12 protein-coding genes are annotated in these 16,818 nt (G+C 38.5%); 6 read left to right on the top strand and 6 right to left on the bottom strand.

All coding sequences use genetic code 11. From position 1 onward, the window contains the following. Positions 1-67: 67 nt before the first annotated feature. Positions 68-1,255 carry an argininosuccinate synthase gene (argG, locus tag ACK2WI_RS05400; RefSeq protein ID WP_093100326.1) on the bottom strand — a complete coding sequence of 396 codons (1,188 nt, stop codon included), beginning with the start codon at positions 1,253-1,255 and terminating at the stop codon, positions 68-70. Between the two features lie 41 nt (positions 1,256-1,296). Continuing rightward, positions 1,297-2,013: an N-acetyltransferase gene (locus tag ACK2WI_RS05395; RefSeq protein WP_093100327.1), complete on the bottom strand. Its 717-nt coding sequence runs from the start codon at positions 2,011-2,013 to the stop codon at positions 1,297-1,299. A 504-nt stretch (positions 2,014-2,517) separates the two neighbouring features. Between ACK2WI_RS05395 and ACK2WI_RS05390 the strand changes: the two genes are divergently transcribed. Further along, positions 2,518-2,766: a hypothetical protein gene (locus ACK2WI_RS05390; protein ID WP_093100328.1), complete on the top strand. Its 249-nt coding sequence runs from the start codon at positions 2,518-2,520 to the stop codon at positions 2,764-2,766. Between the two features lie 72 nt (positions 2,767-2,838). Here ACK2WI_RS05390 and ACK2WI_RS05385 read toward each other — a convergent pair whose 3' ends face one another. Further along, positions 2,839-4,995 (bottom strand): S9 family peptidase, encoded by a 2,157-nt coding sequence (locus ACK2WI_RS05385; RefSeq protein WP_312696699.1) that lies wholly within the window; start codon positions 4,993-4,995, stop codon positions 2,839-2,841. A 124-nt stretch (positions 4,996-5,119) separates the two neighbouring features. Here ACK2WI_RS05385 and ACK2WI_RS05380 point away from each other — a divergent pair, with 124 nt between their 5' ends. The 4 genes from ACK2WI_RS05380 to ACK2WI_RS05365 all read left to right on the top strand — a co-directional run bounded on the left by ACK2WI_RS05380 (position 5,120) and on the right by ACK2WI_RS05365 (position 10,310). Beyond that, entirely contained in the window at positions 5,120-6,745 is a 1,626-nt protein-coding gene (locus ACK2WI_RS05380; RefSeq protein ID WP_409149995.1) for a S8 family peptidase, read from the top strand. A 352-nt stretch (positions 6,746-7,097) separates the two neighbouring features. Beyond that, a complete protein-coding gene (gene nth / locus ACK2WI_RS05375; RefSeq protein WP_409149994.1) occupies positions 7,098-7,760 on the top strand; it encodes an endonuclease III in 663 nt (220 codons plus the stop codon). Positions 7,761-7,899: 139 nt separating this feature from the next. After that, positions 7,900-8,925 carry a recombinase RecA gene (recA, locus tag ACK2WI_RS05370; RefSeq protein ID WP_093100333.1) on the top strand — a complete coding sequence of 342 codons (1,026 nt, stop codon included), beginning with the start codon at positions 7,900-7,902 and terminating at the stop codon, positions 8,923-8,925. Positions 8,926-9,122: 197 nt separating this feature from the next. Then, entirely contained in the window at positions 9,123-10,310 is a 1,188-nt protein-coding gene (locus ACK2WI_RS05365) for a metallophosphoesterase family protein (protein WP_409149993.1), read from the top strand. A gap of 124 nt (positions 10,311-10,434) precedes the next feature. Here the strand turns inward: ACK2WI_RS05365 and ACK2WI_RS05360 are convergent, their stop codons facing one another. Together ACK2WI_RS05360 and ACK2WI_RS05355 are read right to left on the bottom strand one after the other, a co-directional pair. Continuing rightward, complete coding sequence (locus ACK2WI_RS05360; RefSeq protein WP_093100335.1) at positions 10,435-11,133, bottom strand: ABC transporter ATP-binding protein; 699 nt, start codon at positions 11,131-11,133, stop codon at positions 10,435-10,437. Between the two features lie 24 nt (positions 11,134-11,157). Next, the gene (locus ACK2WI_RS05355) at positions 11,158-12,636 is read right to left on the bottom strand and encodes a DUF5687 family protein (RefSeq protein ID WP_312696704.1); all 1,479 of its coding nucleotides are present in this window, start codon (positions 12,634-12,636) and stop codon (positions 11,158-11,160) included. Between the two features lie 544 nt (positions 12,637-13,180). Here ACK2WI_RS05355 and ACK2WI_RS05350 point away from each other — a divergent pair. Continuing rightward, positions 13,181-13,339 carry a hypothetical protein gene (locus tag ACK2WI_RS05350; RefSeq protein ID WP_409149992.1) on the top strand — a complete coding sequence of 53 codons (159 nt, stop codon included), beginning with the start codon at positions 13,181-13,183 and terminating at the stop codon, positions 13,337-13,339. A gap of 269 nt (positions 13,340-13,608) precedes the next feature. On the opposite strand, the gene pruA is transcribed toward ACK2WI_RS05350, so the two are convergent. After that, complete coding sequence (gene pruA, locus ACK2WI_RS05345; protein ID WP_312698400.1) at positions 13,609-15,246, bottom strand: L-glutamate gamma-semialdehyde dehydrogenase; 1,638 nt, start codon at positions 15,244-15,246, stop codon at positions 13,609-13,611. Between the last annotated feature and the right edge of the window lie 1,572 nt (positions 15,247-16,818).

Here is a 16,818-nt window from a genome sequence, read left to right as displayed (position 1 = left end):
AAAAACCAAGGAGCCTAGACAGCTACCTTGGTTTGCAAAAAGATTTTCAATATTTGAAGAAAGGCGGTTAGCCTTTGTTATTTACTTTGTGCCAGATGATGGTTTGGTTACCGAATATTTTCGAGAAACCTTTCACATCATCACCAGTGTAGCCTTTGTTCATTTCACCGTATGAACCAAACTTGTTGGACATCAAATCATGCTCAGACTCAATTCCCAAGATCACAAATCGGTACGGGTGAAGTTCGATAAATACGCGGCCTGAAACAGTATCCTGTGAACTTTGAAGGAAAGCCTCCATATCACGCATTACAGGATCATGCATTTGACCTTCGTGCATATAGTTACCATAGAAACCTGCTAATTGATCTTTCCAAGAAAGTTGCCATTTCGTCAAGGTATGTTTTTCCAAAGCATGGTGTGCTTTGATCAAAATGATTGGCCCAGCAGCCTCAAATCCAACACGTCCTTTGATACCGATGATGGTATCTCCAACGTGGATATCACGACCGATTCCATAAGGTTGAGCAATCGCTTGAAGCTCTTGGATAACCTTCACTGGATTCATTTTCTCACCATCTAAAGCAACCGGTTGACCGTTTTCAAAGTCAACAGTGATCTTACGAGGCTCTGTAGAAGTTACAGGAGTAGGCCATGCAGACTCTGGAAGGTATTCATTCGAAGTTAGCGTCTCTGCCCCTCCTACTGAAGTTCCCCATAATCCTTTATTGATGGAATATTTTGCTTTTTCAGCAGAATATTCAACACCATGTGAATTCAAATAATCAATTTCTGCCTCACGAGACAATTGTAGGTCACGGATTGGTGTGATGATCTCTACACCCGGTATCAAGGTTTGGAAGATCATATCAAAACGAACCTGATCATTACCTGCACCTGTTGAACCATGTGCAACACATTCTGCTCCAATTTTCTTCGCATAGTTTGCTATCGCTGTGGCTTGGCAAACACGCTCAGCTGATACTGAAAGCGGATAAGTAGCATTTTTCAAAACATTACCAAAAATCAAATACTTGATGGTGTCTTGGTAATAGTCTTCAGTTTCATCAATAGTAGTATGCGACTTTACACCTAGGTCATAGGCCTTTTTTTCGATATTCTTTAATTCTTCCGCTGAAAAACCTCCGGTATTTACTACAACGGAGTGAACTTCTAATCCTAAGTCACGAGACAGGTAGATACAACAGAAGGAAGTATCCAACCCACCACTAAATGCTAAAACTACTTTTTTCATTTGATAACGATTAATATGCTGATGATAACAAAAATAACAAATTAAAAACCTTTAACAGGTCTAATCCCTACGGGAATTACCGCAGCGACCATTTTTTTAGTCGATCTCCAAAGCTTGGCCTCTATCCTTTTCAATAGCGATTGCTTTTTGGAAATACGATCCAGACGCTCTTTAGCCTCTGCTTTACGAAGGATCTTTTCTTTAAGCTCTTTTTCCTTTTCCACTGGATCCCATAACATCGCCGTACACATACAGTTCTTACGATCTTTAGAAACCAAGATGTCAAAGTTCACACAAGACTGGCATCCTTTCCAGAATTCCTCATCTTGCGTCAACTCCGAATAAGTAACCGGCTCATATCCTAAATCAGAATTGATCTTCATGACTGCCAATCCTGTGGTCAATCCGAAAATCTTCGCATTCGGATACTTCTCCCTGGACAGGTCAAAGACACGTTTCTTGATGGCTTTTGCCAAACCTACCTTACGGAATTGCGGATTGACAATAAGGCCTGAATTCGCCACATAATCACCATGGCTCCAGGTCTCAATATAACAGAAACCAGCCCAAGTCCCATCCTTATGTAAAGCAATAACTGCCTTACCTTCCTCCATCTTACGCGCTACGTATTCTGGTTTTCTGCGTGCAATACCTGTCCCACGAGCCTTTGCAGACTCGAACATTTCATTACAGACTTCGTCGGCATACTTTACATGGTTTGCCGTCGCGGGAATAATTAAAAAATCTGAGATTGTCATTGAATAATGTCGACCTAAAAAATAAATACCAAAGTATTTGAACTAACTAATCTAATTTGAATATCAATCGCCGAGCCGGGCGAATGACAATATGGGAAGTTTGCCTGCCTCGGTATCAAGCTCGAGGCAGAATAGGTCGTCGGAATCGAAGAACTGGACAGTTAAATCTACGCATTGCATAATATGCCCTTATACTAAGCTTGATGCAAGCTTGAGCGAAAGAGTTCATATTTAACTTGTTACAATACATATATTTTTGTCTTATATACTTAGTGATCAGACAGCGCAAAAGTAAACAATTATTTTTTTCTTTTATGCAATCTGAAAGTAGTTTTTTTATTTATAAAATAAATTCGCCCTAAATTCATTGAAAACCTTTCAATCAGACTTTCCAATTATTGAAACGTTTAAAATCTTTCATTGTTTTGTAAGATTTCAATTCAAAATGAAGCATTTGCATCGATATATAAATAAATCCTTAATTTTGCATCAAATTAAAAAATCATGGTTGGTCCAAGTATCTTTTTTTACGCCCTATTCGTTATCCCTTACATCCTTTTTATGTACTGGTTGGTTAAGCAAGACAAAAAGAAATATATGTGGGGAGTAATAGTCGTAACGGTAGTTGCCATTTTTGGTTTGGTCGTATCCCAACGTGCCAGCAAGATCGCAATGGAAAACTACAAGCAGCATCAAATCGATGCCCGCGAAATTGAAGCAGAAAACAGAGCTGATAGCTTAAATCACAAATAAGAAATTCTCTAATCATAGAAAAAGGGCAATAGAATCAACTATTGCCCTTTCTTGTATATCTCTTTTCCTATTTTATTTGGTAATTCCTTCCAACTTAAATAGGAATGCATAACTCAATGCTACATCTTTCAGATAGTCAAACCTTCCAGAAGCTCCACCATGTCCATAATCCATATCCGTTTTCAATAGGATTACATTATTGCCCTTTTTGGTTGCACGTAATTTCGCCACCCATTTTGCTGGCTCAAAATACTGCACCTGGCTATCATGAAGCCCTGTTGTCACCAATAGGTTTGGATATTCTTTAGCCTCAATATTTTCATACGGAGAATATGATTTCATATAATCATAAGCTTCTTTGTTGTTTGGATTACCCCATTCATCATACTCATTCGTCGTCAATGGAATGCTTTCATCCAGCATGGTATTGACTACATCAACAAATGGTACCTGAGCAATCACTCCATTCCAGATCTCAGGTGACATATTGATCACAGCACCCATCAATAATCCTCCTGCACTTCCTCCTTGGGCATAGAGATGTTCCTTAGCGGTAAACTTCTGATCAATCAAATACTTTCCGCAGTCTATAAAATCCGTGAAAGTATTCTTCTTTTTCATCATTTTTCCATCTTCATACCACTGTCTACCCATTTCCTCACCACCACGGATATGAGCTAAGGCATAGATAAACCCTCTATCCAACAAGGACAATCTCGAAGAACTGAAGCTTGGATCCATGGAATTGCCATAAGAACCGTAGGCATACAATAACAATGGAGCAGTACCATCCTTTTTGGTTCCCTTCTTATAGACAATAGAAATAGGAACCTCCGTACCATCTGCTACCTTCGCCATGACGCGCTCAGTCACATAATTCTTCATATCATAACCACCAAGAACCTCTTGTTGCTTCATCAAGGTCTTATCTTTGGTTTTCATATTATAGTCAAAAGTTGACGAGGGAGTAACCATCGATGTATATCCATACCTTATTACGTCGGTATTATATTCTGCATTCGTACTTGGATAGACCGTATATGCCGCTTCACCGAAATCCAGGTAGTGCTGCGAGTTGTCCTTTAGGTTTCTGATTGCCAATTGTGTCAATCCATTTTTCCTTTCCGAAATGGCTACATAATCAGCAAACTCATCAATCCCCTGAACCAAAACATCCTGTCTATGCGGAATGTATTCCTTCCAATTCTCTTTTGTAGTCTTATCCAATGGTGTTTCCATTACCTTAAAGTTCTGGGCATTGTCATTAGTAACAATCAAAAACTTATCTGCCAATGGCGTCACATCATAGAGCACATCCTTCATTCTAGGTTGGAAAACCTTGAACTCTGCATTCGGCTCATCTGCCTTTATATACCTAGTCTCCGAACTTAGCGTACCTCCTGAATAAATAAAGATATATTGATCGTTCTTGGATTTACTTACCCCTATATAGTTGGTGTTATCCTTTTCTTCATAAACTACGGCATCCGATCCAGCATCTGTACCCAAGGTATGGCGCTTGATCTTTTCACTTAATAAGGTCACTGGATTCTTGGAAGTATAGAAGATCGTTTTATTATCAGATGCCCATACTGAACCACCAGAAGTCCTTACAATTTTATCCGCTAATAGCTCCCCCGTTTCCAGGTTCTTGAATTGGATAACATATTCTCTTCTTGAAACGGTATCAACTGAAAACGCAAGCAATTTGTTATCCGGGCTTACCGTAGCACCACCGATGGCATAATAGGCAAATCCTTCCGCCATCTTATCTACATCCAATAGCACTTCTTCCTTAGCATCCAAACTACCCTTCTTACGGCAAAGCTTGAAATATTGTTTCCCTTCTTCGGTCCTTTGATAATAATAATACCCGTTTTTCAAATATGGAACGCTCTCATCAGTTTCCTTGATCCTACCTTTCATTTCCTTGAATAGGATATCCTGAAAAGATTCAGTATCCTTCATCATGGCTTCGGTATATTTATTCTCTGCCTCCAGATAGGCTACAACCTGTGCAGAATCAGCTCCCTTCTTGAAATAATCAATCATCCAATAATAAGGATCAGAGACGGTATCACCGTGGATTATTCTTTCATGGGCTTTCTTTTCGGCAATAGGTGCGCTTGCATCGGGCCAGCTCAATGGCTCTTTCTGTACTTTGTTATCTGATGAACAGGATGATATCATGATTGACAATATTAAACCAATTACATATTTATCTTTCATACTATTTAGTTAATAATGGTTATTGAATGCTTAAAAATAAGATAAAATTTTTGTGATTTTAGATTAATTAACAAAAGCATCTAGTTGAAAATATTAAATTTGTCGAATTATAATCTATAAAAATATGATAGGAACAAATAAATTTCTGTGCTATTTAGCTTTAGGAATTCTTCCGACACTTGGTTTTAGCCAAGATAAGACTGCTACTCCTCCCGCAAATTGGTATAATCTTGATTTTCAAAAAGACGGTGTCATGGGGATCAGTACTGAAAAAGCCCAAGAACTTTTAAAAGGAAAAAAAGCAACTCCAGTAGTTGTGGCCGTTCTTGATGGTGGAGTGGATATCCAACATGAAGATTTAAAGGATGTATTATGGACCAATCCAAAGGAAATCCCAGGTAATGGCATAGATGATGATGGCAACGGCTATATCGACGATGTCCACGGATGGAACTTTATTGGAGGTAAAGATGGTTTGAATGTTAATCAAGACAACCTAGAGGTAACCCGCTTGATCCGAATTTACGAACCTAAATACATTTCAGTATTGCCAACTACGCCGCTTTCTGAAAAAGAAAGAAGGGAATTCGTAGCCTACCAAAAAATGATCACCGATTATACTTCCAAAATGGAAGAAGCATCTTTCGGTAAGTTGAACTACGGTCGACTTAAAAATGAAGTGGATGCAGTAATCAAAAAAATTGGCAAAGAACCAAAAGATATCACTAAAGCCGATTTAGACGCTTTCCAACCGGAAGGTGACCAACAAAAAATGGCTGTAAGAATTGCAAAGAAAGAACTGGACAATGGTTCATTCGATAAATTCTACACCGATATCAATGATGCTGTAACATACTTTACAGATCAAGCGGATTACCATTTGAACAAGGAGTTTGATCCAAGGCACGTTGTAGGCGACAATTACGAAGATGCCTCTCAACGGGATTACGGAAACCCAGACGTAAAAGGTCCAGATGCGGAACATGGAACACACGTTGCCGGTATCATCGGTGCCAAGCGCAACAACAACAAAGGAGTTAACGGCGTTGCGGACAACGTTCAGATCATGGCTGTTCGTCTAGTACCTAATGGTGATGAACGTGACAAAGATGTTGCCAATGGAATCCGTTATGCAGTGGACAATGGCGCAAGAGTAATAAACATGAGCTTCGGTAAAGGTTATGCTTACAATAAAAAAGCAGTGGATGAAGCTATAAAATATGCAGAATCCAAGGATGTTTTACTTGTTCATGCCGCTGGTAATGATTCCCAAGATAATGATATTGAGAAAAACTATCCAACCAAATATTTTACGGATAGTGTAGATGCTATTGTCGGAGAAGCTAAAAATTGGATCACGGTAGGTGCTACAGGCTTGAAACAAGATGCTGATCTATTGGCCAGCTTCTCAAACTATGGTTATCGTAGTGTGGATGTGTTTGCACCGGGTGTTAAGATCAACTCGACCATCCCTGAATCTAAATACAAAGAAAACCAAGGTACAAGTATGGCAGCCCCTGTTGTTGCAGGTTTAGCAGCGATGATCCGTGCTTATTACCCTTCATTGACTGCAGAACAAGTGAAAGATGTGATCATGAAGAGCGTAACTAAAGTAGACCAAAAAGTAAAAATCAAAAAAGATGGTAACACGAAACGTGTCTATCTGGATGAAATCAGTGTAAGTGGAGGTATCGTGAATGCCTATAACGCTATCGTAGAGGCTAATAAATTAGTTTCAGAAAAAAAGTAAAAAAATGTTAAATTTTTCACAATATTGCTAAGTATCTTGCGTTTAGATAGAAAACAAGATGCTTATGGTCGAAAACTCTACTAAAACAAAAGAAGTAAATTACGAAGGTCAACTTTCAGGTATCATTCAAGACGTTAATCTTGAATTATCATTCGAGGAGAAAATCAAAAGTTGCATACAACAGTTGTCTAAAGATCCAGAAGACAGAACTATAGAAAGTATCCTCAATTATTCTAAGACCTTACGTAACTTATAATAACGAAGCCATTCTAAGAAAGAGTGGCTTCGTCAATTATACACTATTCCCTTCACAAAGCTTAAATCTTCCCTAGAAATATTATTATCTTTGTTTATGCTGATAAAAGAACGTTACAAGGCTTTTGTTGAATATTTTTCTACCCATAATCCCGATGCTCAAACGGAACTGAATTATGGCAATCCCTTTGAATTGCTGATTGCAGTAATCCTTTCTGCACAATGCACGGACAAACGCATCAATCAGGTCACTCCTGCCCTATTTGAACGATATCCTGACCCTGAATCCCTAGCGGCAAGCTCCTCCGATGAAGTATTCACTTATATTAAGTCGGTAAGTTATCCTAACAACAAAGCAAAGCACTTAGTTGGGATGGCGCAAAAGCTCCTGAGTGAATTCCATGGAGAAATCCCTGAAAAGGTAGAAGACCTGGTCAAACTTCCTGGAGTAGGAAGAAAAACAGCCAATGTAATTTCTTCTGTTGTTTTCCATAACCCTGCCATGGCGGTAGATACCCATGTGTTCCGTGTCGCCGATAGAATTGGTTTGACAAATAAGGCAACAACTCCGCTTGCAGCAGAAAAGCAACTTGTCAAACATTTACCCAAAGATACCATAGCTATGGCTCACCATTGGCTCATCTTACATGGTCGGTATATATGCTTGGCTAGATCGCCAAAATGCGATATTTGCCCAATCTCTTATTTTTGCCGATATTTTGAACGAAATAAAAAGGCAAAATTGGTTCACAAAGATTAAATCAAACTTCCAAATACCAGCTTTAAACAATTAAAAAAGCACCTCAAGAAAACATTAACATAAAATAACTAACTTTTTTAGCATTTTATTTGTAGAATTCATTATTATAAATTATTTTTGACAACGTTATACTAAAAATATGAGCAACTCAGACAAATTAAAAGCCTTACAGCTTACATTAGATAAATTAGAAAAGAACTACGGAAAAGGTACCATCATGAAATTAGGCGATACAGCTGTTGAACCTATTGAAGCTATCTCTACAGGTTCATTAGGCTTAGATATCGCTTTAGGTATTGGTGGTGTTCCAAAAGGACGTATTATCGAAATCTATGGCCCTGAATCTTCTGGTAAGACTACCTTAGCTACTCATATTGTAGCAGAAGCGCAGAAAAAAGGCGGTATCGCAGCGATTATCGATGCGGAGCACGCTTTTGATAAATATTATGCACAGAAGCTTGGCGTAGATATCGAAAACCTATTGATTTCTCAACCTGATAATGGTGAGCAAGCTTTAGAAATTGCTGATAACTTAATCCGTTCTGGAGCCATCGACGTTATTGTTATTGACTCGGTTGCAGCTTTAGTACCTAAAGGTGAGATTGAAGGTGAAATGGGTGAATCCAAAATGGGTCTTCAAGCTCGTTTGATGTCCCAAGCTTTACGTAAGTTGACTGGTACCATCTCAAAAACCAACTGTTGTTGTATCTTCATCAACCAATTACGTGAGAAAATCGGTGTTATGTTCGGTAACCCTGAAACAACCACTGGTGGTAATGCCTTGAAATTCTATGCTTCCGTTCGTTTGGATATCCGTCGTACCTCGCAGATCAAAGATTCTGATGAAGTATCAGGTAACCGCGTAAAAGTAAAGATCGTTAAAAATAAAGTTGCTCCTCCATTCCGTATCGCTGAATTTGACATCATGTTTGGTGAAGGTATCTCTAAAGTAGGTGAAATCATCGACTTAGGCGTTGAATACGGAATCGTTAAAAAATCGGGTTCATGGTTCAGCTATGGTGACACTAAACTTGGACAGGGTCGTGATGCCGTTAAAACCTTGCTTTTAGACAATCCAGATTTAATGGATGAACTAGAACACAAAATCAGAGCTGAAGTAAGTGGTGTAGATCTTGATCAAGCTGCTATCAGGGAAGAAGATTAATTAGAATCATTTTTTACAAAACTCCTCTAGGTTTCAAATTAATAGGAGTATATATTGAAACAGCATCTCAATGGAGGTGCTGTTTTTTTATGGCTCAAACCCGCTATTGTCAAACTGTTGCTACAGCAGGAATAACTTGTGTAATACAAAGATGTTTTTTATAAATTTACAAGTACACAAATTAACCATAAACAAGCATGAGTTTTAATAGAAGAAACTTCCTTAAGGGAATTGGTTTAATCGGTTTAGGAGCTAGCACCCCCGCTTATGCAGAAAAGCTGGTCCCGAAACAAAATGCAGCCTTTTCATTAGCCTGCCCACCCTACCTACAAAACCTAAACGCTGAAACAGTAACCATCTGTGCCATTTTCAACAAACCTTGCCTAGCTTGGGTTGAAGTCCTAGATGCCAACAACAATACCCTGAAATCCGTTTATCAGGTCGAAGATGGAATGCGAAATGCCAATGCGGAACTGTTCAAATTCAAGGTGAACCATAAAAACGGACAGTTAAAATATAAGGTCGTGGCTAAGGAAATCAGCAAATTCGAACCCTACAAAATTGAATATGCTGGCACTATCCAGTCGGAGCCTTTCGATATCACCTTGCCTCTACCAAAACAGGATAGCATACACTGCTTGATCCTGAACGATATCCATGAGGATAAAGACAGCTACGCTTACCTATTTGATAAGAGCAAATTGGCAAAAAAGGATTTGGTATTCTTAAATGGCGATTCTTTCCACTCTGTGACCAACCAAGCAGACCTGACCGAAAAACTATTGAAGCCTGTAGGAAATAAGTTTGCCAGCACTATTCCATTCCTCATGATCCGAGGCAACCATGAAACAAGGGGAGCTTTTGCCAGGGACTATAAAAAATACTTTGATTATCCAGAAAACAAATTCTACCAAGCATTCCGCATGGGGCCCATCTATTGGATTATCCTAGACAGCGGTGAAGATAAACCAGATGACCATGAAGTTTATGCAGGGACAGTAGATTATGACAACTACCGATTGGAGCAAAAGGAATGGTTGTCAAAAGTCCTCCAATCAAAAGAACGTAAAGAAGCAAAACATACCCTTGTCATCACCCATATTCCATTCCATCACTCGGATGATTGGCATGGTACAAAACATAATTATGAGTGCTTCCACGATATACTAAATAGCAATAAAGTGGATGCCGTGATTTCTGGACACACCCATAAATACAGCTTCCACCCACCAGACAATTCCCATAACTATTATGTGATCATTGGTGGTGGGCCAAAAGCAGGAAACAGAACCTACGTAGACATCACCGCGCAAGGCAAAACCCTTCAAGTATCCTTGAACCTTGACGACGGAAGTACGATCAATAGGTTCTCAAAAAATGTTTAAGCAAACTCAAGAGCGAAATTTAAATAAAAGAATCCCAGATTAAAGAATAGCTAAGGCCATCTTCAATCTGGGATTCTTATTTATTTACTGCTAGGCCATAAAATAGGCTTAGCCATTAAGCTTATTATTCAACAGCAAAGAATGAATTCAACTCTGCCAATGTTTCTTCCGTTTTGATACCATCCTTTACAACCAAGCCCATGTTCAAGGCAATGATCCGGTCTGCAGTTTCAACTGTATGGGAAAGATCATGACTGGAAATCAACAGCGTTACATCTTTATTTTCCCTTATTTTAGCAATCAGTTTTTTCAACCTAAATTGTGTGGTTGGATCCAGGTTTGCAAAAGGCTCATCCAAGATAATCAAATCCGGATTTCCAATGAGTGCCCCAACGATCCCCACCTTTTTTTGGTTTCCTTTGGATAGATCACGGACGTAGACTTTCTTATCTAATACTTCACCATTAAAAAATTCTGCATGCTCTGCCAACAGAGCATCTACATCACTTTTGTTCATCCCTCGTAACTCGCCTAGAAAATAGAAATATTCCTCGGGGGTCAGGTATCCAATCAGGAAGCTATCATCAATAAAAGCTGTGGTAAATTTCTTCCATCCATCTTGTCCATGAACTGGAATACCATTCAATAATATCTCGCCTGAATCCGGTTGGATAAGATCCAAAATCAAACTAAACATAGTTGTTTTCCCTGCGCCGTTATTTCCAACTACCCCTACACTCTCGCCTTTGCCAATATGTAAACTCGGGATATTAAGTACCCGAATTCCATTATAGCTTTTTATTATATCTTTTATCTCGATCATTTATTTTCAATTCAATATCTACAATTAATTATTAACTTCCTTAAACCCAATCAATATCTTGTACTTATTCTCTTGATACTTTTTAGCGATCCTATTTAATATTTCATTCCTCATAGCAAACCCAATTAAGCCAATGACAATCAGTGTAATATTGGCCACATGGATTCCCCCCGCATAATAGGCAATTGCCCAAATAATAATTGGTGCAATCAATAACGGAATACCCACTAACCATTGAGCTGCACCCGTACCTTGATAGTTAAAGATATTGCCATTATCTAGATCAATCCTCTTCCTATTCATGGATCCGAAATAGAGGATAACAGGCACGTTGACTCCTAAATTATAAATCGCACAAGCAATATTCACCCAAACAATTATCCATCCGAAATAAAGATAACCCGTACTCAACACGGTCATGATTGCAATGGAGAGATACATCAGCATCGCTTTGGATTCCAAATATAATTTGATAGGCATATTTTGAGTCATGAGCATCGCATAGTAGGTACTATCCCAAGCTGGAACAAATTGACCAAAATTGATCACAAATATTCCCGTAATAAAAACCCCAACAAAAACTAAAGAGGTCGGGTTACCTTCCTTTTGTGGATAGAAAAGTAGGCCATAGAGGACAAATATCAAACAAGAGTAAATTACTGTCCTCGCTCTTTTCGACCTCCAGATCAATTTCATGTCCAATTGAAGAAAGGGAGCCAATTCTCCAAAACGGTTCGTCCATGAAAGATCATAGTTTTTGACTACCGATCTTTCTTTTTGCAGATAAGCATCCAAAAACAAATTCTTTTTCACATCATGATAGAGCAGAAAATAACTCAATACCGCTAAGACTACCGCAGCTAAACATAAAACTGGATATTCTAAAACCAGATCGAAATACTGTCCAAATAATCCTGAAACGGAATATATTTCGAAATAATCCAAGCCAAATATGATTGCAAGTAATGCAAGAATTGGAAGGGTCTTCAAAACACCATTATCGAAATTCTGCTGTACATAAAGATTCAGGTAGTTAATGACATATTCAAATCCCACGACGGCAATGCACCAAGCTAATAATTGAAAATTCGTGAAATCAGTTACTCTTGCAGTAATTATCAAATAGGGCACAACAACGGCCAACAGCATCCAATTCCAAAAAGAATTAGATGATTTCAAGAGCGTATAGTTCACTATGTTACTCCGTGGTATATTTAAGACCAACAAAGGCTTGACATTCAATATGGGAAGCTTTTGCATCATCAACCGTATCAAGAAGCTCAAAAAGAACCAATACAACAGAAATTTCCCCACAAAATGGATCGGCACCTGATTTGGGAACAATTCACTGATCAAAAAATGTAAGGATACTCCAAAGGTCACCGCAGACCCTAGAAAATAAATTCCTAGGAAAGCTAGAAGAAGCCTGACCGACAAACTTTTCCCCAGATCAGCCGACCTAAAAAAAGATCTCCATTCCAATAAAAACAATCTTTTAAACATATACGCAGCTCTAATTGATGATCAGTTTAATAATGGTAACACCACCGTTAGTATTGTAGTGATTTTCTGTATCAAAATAAGAAAATTTAGGGAATGATAGAAAAATATTTGAAGTAGGAATTGGGAGATGGGGATTATTTGAACCAGGATTGGGTTCGACTCCGCTCACCCAACGAGGATGGGGGGTTCGACTCCGCTCACCCACCGGATAGACCTAGATCATTATCCCGATGGTCGAGCGGAGTCGAGACCCGGCACAGGATTATCGTTGGCATTACATTCAACAATAATTTCACCCAATTTCGTAGGGGCTTATTGCATAAGCCCGCATCCTATTTTGAACATATAATAAGTTTTCATTGGCGAACAGTCACTCGAACCACGTGCACAATTATGCCGTTCATCCTGATGTAGGAAGGATCTTGAAACTATACAAAAAATGATTGTAATACTGCGGATTGCATTGACGAACAGGTCACTCAAACCACGTTCACAATTATGCCGTTCATCCTGATGTAGGAAGAATCTTGAAACTATACAAAAAATGATTGAAATACTGCGGATTGCATTGGCGAACAGTCACTCGAACCACGTTCACAATTATGCCGTTCATCCTGATGCAGGAAGGATCTTGAAACTATACAAACTATGGTTGAAATACTACAGATTTCATTGGCGAACAGGTCCTAAATCTTCGATTTAGGATGACAAAATGTAGTGGACATTTGCGTACAGATTCTTCACTGGTAGTTCAGAATTGGAAATGCGTTAAGGAGGGATTCAGAGTGAAACGAAGAATCTATTTTTTGTTTTTTTTAAGGATCGGTGTCATCGTAAGTTTGAGAAAACTACTTTTTAATCCATACCCCATACAAGGGCTTGATAGAAAAAAATCATCTCACTGAAGGTTAAATAAGCAAAAAAAAGGAGCCATCTTCTCAGATAGCTCCTCAAACTTATTTTAATAATACTCTATAATTCCTCTGATAAGAAAGGATAACGGTAATCTACATCAGGGTTAAAAGTTTCCTTAATTGTTCTTGGAGATACCCAACGCAACAAGTTGATCATAGATCCGGCTTTATCGTTGGTACCTGAACCTCTAGCACCACCAAAAGGCTGTTGACCAACTACGGCACCTGTACATTTATCATTGATATAGAAGTTACCAGCTGCATTACGCAAGTAATGGGTAGCTTCTTCAATAGCATAACGGTCTTGTGAAATAATAGAACCTGTCAATGCATAGATTGAAGTTGTATCAACCAATTTCAATGTTTCAGCCCATTTCTTGTCATCATAAACATAAATTGTCAATACTGGACCGAATAATTCTTCTGACATTGTTTCGTAATCTGCTTTCTCAGCAACAATAACCGTAGGGTTAATGAAGTAACCTTTTGATTTATCGTACTCACCACCGATCACTACCTCAGCATCTTTAGATTCTTTTGCTCTATCGATATATTTAGTGATCTTGTCAAAAGCTTTCTCATCGATTACAGCATTGATAAAGTTGCTGAAATCTTCCGTTCCACCAATTTTGAAGGTTTTGATATCACGTTCCATTTTTTCCTTCAACTCTTTCCAAAGTGATTTAGGAACATAAGCACGTGATGCCGCTGAACATTTCTGTCCTTGGAACTCAAATGCTCCACGAACTAATGCTGTATTCAATACATCTAGGTCAGCTGATGGGTGAGCCAAGATAAAGTCTTTACCACCAGTTTCACCTACAATGCGTGGATATGTTTTGTAAAGGTGGATGTTCTCACCAATAGTTTTCCAGATATCTTGGAATACACCTGTAGATCCAGTAAAGTGGATACCAGCAAAATCAGGGTGCTTGAAGATTACATCACCAGCATCAGGACCTGATACATATACCAAGTTGATTACACCAGCAGGAACTCCAGCCTCTCTGAAGATCTCCATCAATACATTTGCAGAATAGATCTGTGTATTAGCTGGTTTCCATACGACAACATTACCCATCATGGCAGCACTTGTAGGTAAATTTCCTGCAATGGCTGTAAAGTTGAATGGAGTCAATGCGAATACAAATCCTTCAAGAGGACGTTGCTCAACTCTGTTCCACACATTTTTAGGGTTGATCGGAGGTTGTTGTTGGTAGATTTCGCTCATGTACTTCACGTTGAAGCGCAAGAAATCTGCAATCTCACATGCTGAATCAATTTCCGCTTGGTAAGGATTCTTAGATTGTCCAAGCATGGTTGCAGCATTCAATTTATAACGATATTTGGTAGAGATCAACTCAGCAGCTTTCAAGAAGATCGCAGCTCTTTGTTCCCAAGGAAGGTTTTCCCAATCGTTCTTAGCCGCTAAAGCAGCATCAATTGCTTCTTTAACATTTTCTTTTGTTCCTTGATTGAAATAACCTAACACATGTTTATGGTCATGTGGCGGCGTAATTTTAACTTTCTTACTCGTGCGAACCTCTTCGCCTCCGATGTACATCGGGATATCTATTTCTGTTGCTCTTGCAGCAGCAATAGCTTCTTTTAATAAACTTCTTTCCTTAGTTCCAGGAGCGTATGAGTAAACGGGCTCATTTGCTGGCGTAGGAACTGTAAAAAAACCTTTCAACATAATTAAAAATTATTTTTTTGATTCATAAAAATATTCAAAAACGGATGGACGTTCCATCCAGGTATTCCAATAAAAATCAATAGAACGCTATTATTTCTCCTTCCAAGATTCTTATCAAAATAACCCATACGAAGATACTGAAATGATTAACGGAATGAACAACATATCTGAACCGATAATAAACATATTTTGTCCATTTTTATTTATTTCCTATCAAAGATACAAAATAAATGTTTACCTAAATTAACCGATATAGGCTTAAAAAATGCGTAAACAGCATCATTTTAAGCATATTATGTGCATAAGCCAAATTTTTCCATGTATTGCCACTGCCTTTACATACATTACTGGATTGATGGTCTTTGCTGCTCGGTTAACAATTATCTAATTCTTTTGTTCAGCGCGTTAAAAAATTTAACATCCCAATGATAATTCATGTTTATTGTCGGTAAAAAAATAGGGCTAATTTTTCTTTTCCATTTTACGTCTTAAACCTGGGTTTCAGTCGGGACTTATTCGAGGCATATTCGAGAATCCTTCGGAAAGAGCCTAAGATCGCTTCGAATAAATGAGTAACATGGGATTAAACATTTTGCGATTTTTCGGAATGAATCTCGAATGAGGTCGAAGTAATCTGAAAGTTTAAATTTTGAAGCAGTTTAAAATTAGCTTTTATATTTTTTTGAGATAGATTCCTATCGGGTAATGTCATTAAGTTAAGGCTTTTTGTACTGAGGTTCATCCGAAGGATCTCAACGTGCAAAACTACAATATCAAAAATACCGTGCATTGTATTGGCGAACAGTTCCTAAATCTTCGATTTAGGATGACAAAATCTAGTAGACATTTACGTACAGATTCTTCACTAATCGTTCAGAATTGGAAATGAATTCAGTTGGGATTTTCAGAAAAATATTTCACCCCCGCTAGGGGTTATACGTCAAGCGATATACCTTTCTACAAAGATTTCACCCCTTCCAGGGGTTCCCAATTTATACAAACATCCATCCTTCCGCAGGAAGTCCTTTAGCCCACGGCTCATTTCCTTGGCGGAAAAATGGATAGAATGCCGATGCCCGTGCGATGGGATTGGCCTTGGAATGCTTTCAGAAGATCATCCTATTAAAAGGGATGTTCTTCTGAAAGATATTCCCGACAACAACGCATTCTATCCATGTGCGCCGGATTGTGCGAAGAGCCACCTTAAATTGGCCGAAGCGTTACGGATTCGAGTTGTTTTTGGTATCCGTGAGCTCCTTCGTCGGTTTGGTTACTTTTGCGCTTCAAAAGTAACAAAGAATCTATTTTTTGTTTTTTTTAGGGGATGTGGTCATCGAAATCGTAAGATGAGGAAACTATTTTTTATTAAATTTTGAAGTAATAAATAGCATTTATTCTGCCTGAAGGCAGATATTTTTCTTGTAAATATGCAGCGGGCGTATGCGATACGCCCCTTCTATGTTGTATTCCAAATTTTTTCTTGATTATTTGCCTCTATGGTTGTTTTTCCTTTCCCTTTCCCTTGCTTTGGGCCAAAGGTTGCCCGGCTGATGGTTTTTCCAACAGCTGCGA

It is taken from the genome of Sphingobacterium sp. BS-2, assembly GCF_046161205.1.
Classification (GTDB): Bacteria; Bacteroidota; Bacteroidia; order Sphingobacteriales; family Sphingobacteriaceae; genus Sphingobacterium; species Sphingobacterium mizutaii.
This window is presented reverse-complemented; position numbering and strand designations above follow the sequence as displayed.

Bases quoted from the DNA above. Each gene is read 5' to 3' on its own strand.
- argG (WP_093100326.1), bottom strand. From the start codon at position 1,255: ATGAAAAAAGTAGTTTTAGCATTTAGTGGTGGGTTGGATACTTCCTTC.
- ACK2WI_RS05395 (WP_093100327.1), bottom strand. From the start codon at position 2,013: ATGACAATCTCAGATTTTTTAATTATTCCCGCGACGGCAAACCATGTA.
- ACK2WI_RS05390 (WP_093100328.1), top strand. From the start codon at position 2,518: ATGGTTGGTCCAAGTATCTTTTTTTACGCCCTATTCGTTATCCCTTAC.
- ACK2WI_RS05385 (WP_312696699.1), bottom strand. From the start codon at position 4,995: ATGAAAGATAAATATGTAATTGGTTTAATATTGTCAATCATGATATCA.
- ACK2WI_RS05380 (WP_409149995.1), top strand. From the start codon at position 5,120: ATGATAGGAACAAATAAATTTCTGTGCTATTTAGCTTTAGGAATTCTT.
- nth (WP_409149994.1), top strand. From the start codon at position 7,098: ATGCTGATAAAAGAACGTTACAAGGCTTTTGTTGAATATTTTTCTACC.
- recA (WP_093100333.1), top strand. From the start codon at position 7,900: ATGAGCAACTCAGACAAATTAAAAGCCTTACAGCTTACATTAGATAAA.
- ACK2WI_RS05365 (WP_409149993.1), top strand. From the start codon at position 9,123: ATGAGTTTTAATAGAAGAAACTTCCTTAAGGGAATTGGTTTAATCGGT.
- ACK2WI_RS05360 (WP_093100335.1), bottom strand. From the start codon at position 11,133: ATGATCGAGATAAAAGATATAATAAAAAGCTATAATGGAATTCGGGTA.
- ACK2WI_RS05355 (WP_312696704.1), bottom strand. From the start codon at position 12,636: ATGTTTAAAAGATTGTTTTTATTGGAATGGAGATCTTTTTTTAGGTCG.
- ACK2WI_RS05350 (WP_409149992.1), top strand. From the start codon at position 13,181: ATGATTGAAATACTGCGGATTGCATTGGCGAACAGTCACTCGAACCAC.
- pruA (WP_312698400.1), bottom strand. From the start codon at position 15,246: ATGTTGAAAGGTTTTTTTACAGTTCCTACGCCAGCAAATGAGCCCGTT.